Raw genomic sequence first — 1457 nt, forward strand, 5'->3', positions numbered from 1 at the left:
TTGGTAAGTCCATTCGTCGATGGCCGTTTTGCCGCTGTTGAAGACGGGCGTGAGTGTGTCACTATTGGTGGCGTCGCCTTTCCACACGCCGTCTGTCAATTTAAAGAAATGCCGCTTTCCGTCTCCCCGCACGATCGACACTGCTTGAAGAGGGAGGGTGGAAGAGGGACTAGCTGTCTCGCATCTGGAAACAGTGCCAGTATCGTTGCGTTTAAAGCAGGTTGCATAGCTCGTGCCTACTGCCGGCAATTTTTCGGCTTTAAGAACGGCATCAAAAGGTTGGGTCCAGCGTGCCCCGAACGAACGGACCACTGCGGCGTCCCAATTGAAAGGGCTGCTGTTATATGTTCGGCGAATGGCAAGAGCGCTAATCGGTGAGGCGGACGTGTAGTCGTTCTCAATGTGCCACATGTTTCCTGTGCCAGGATTGATCGGTTCGCCGCACTTTGGCTGTGGCGCACCGCCGCCGCAACTTGGGCCGTTGTCCGACGGCTTGCCAGGTGGGGCTTCAGGCTCGGGAACGGGTGTTTCTGTCACGCATTTGTCGACATCCGGATAGTATTTTTTCCCTACGGGGCAAAGGCATGTGTCACTTCGCTTATCGATAACAAACTCCCCGCCGCCCGCTGGTGTCGGGCTGCAATAGGCAACTCCCGGACTACGTGCGTCGACCTGACCATTCGAGACGAGGTTGTATAAACAACGGATATTTGCTACCGGGCCTACAAGATTTGGCTCTTCCGACACGGCGTCTGGATCGACGCGTGGAGATGTAAACATTCCGGCAAAATAGTCGGCAAAACGCACGCATGCAGCTTGCCGCGATGTCACAGGAGCAGACGTCGTGTTCACCATGTACATGTATCTGACTTCCGGCGCTGCCGCTCGCACCGAAAATGGGAACAACATCAAAAAAAACCAGAAGGTTGCAGATTTCGCGACCTTGCCTAAAATTGAACATTTTGCGATCAGGTGCTGCCCGGAGCCACCCGCTTCTTTTATCCCGAAAAATACGAAATTGCCCATACATCTCCTAAGGTCGCGCACGAAAATCGTCTGATCCGTACATAGGCTGTCGGATGTGAGGCAAATATTCAGTGCCTATCATGGTCAAAAAATTAAAAATGTTATTGTAGCATCTATTTAACTTAAGGGAAAGATTTATTGATAATTTTATATTATTTTTGCATTCAACCGCACATGCAGAACTCATTAGTGTTGTCGATAAGTGTATCTCGATAAAATAAACCCTTTTGCCGTGGAATAAGACAGCGGGCTGGTCGCCGTTGTCGGCGTAGAAATCCAGCCCTCGTTCTCCTGTTTATTGCGAACGGGTTTCCGCTAGTTCGCGCCGCACCGTCTGTTTTAGTGCCGCAGGCGCGCTCTTCTGCGTCCGGAGCACCGCGTCTTGCCGCATGGCCTGGACACGCCTGATGACGCCAGGCATGTTGACCCTG

At 52.2% G+C, this 1457-nt stretch carries 1 protein-coding gene; it reads right to left on the reverse strand.

The window, feature by feature from the left end:
- A partial coding sequence (locus tag PO883_RS34400; protein WP_289313793.1) for a DUF6531 domain-containing protein occupies positions 1-1026 on the reverse strand: 1026 nt, incomplete at its 3' end.
- Positions 1027-1457 lie beyond the last annotated feature (431 nt).

Source organism: Massilia sp. DJPM01, from assembly GCF_030348125.1.
GTDB lineage: Bacteria > Pseudomonadota > Gammaproteobacteria > Burkholderiales > Burkholderiaceae_D > Telluria_A > Telluria_A frigida.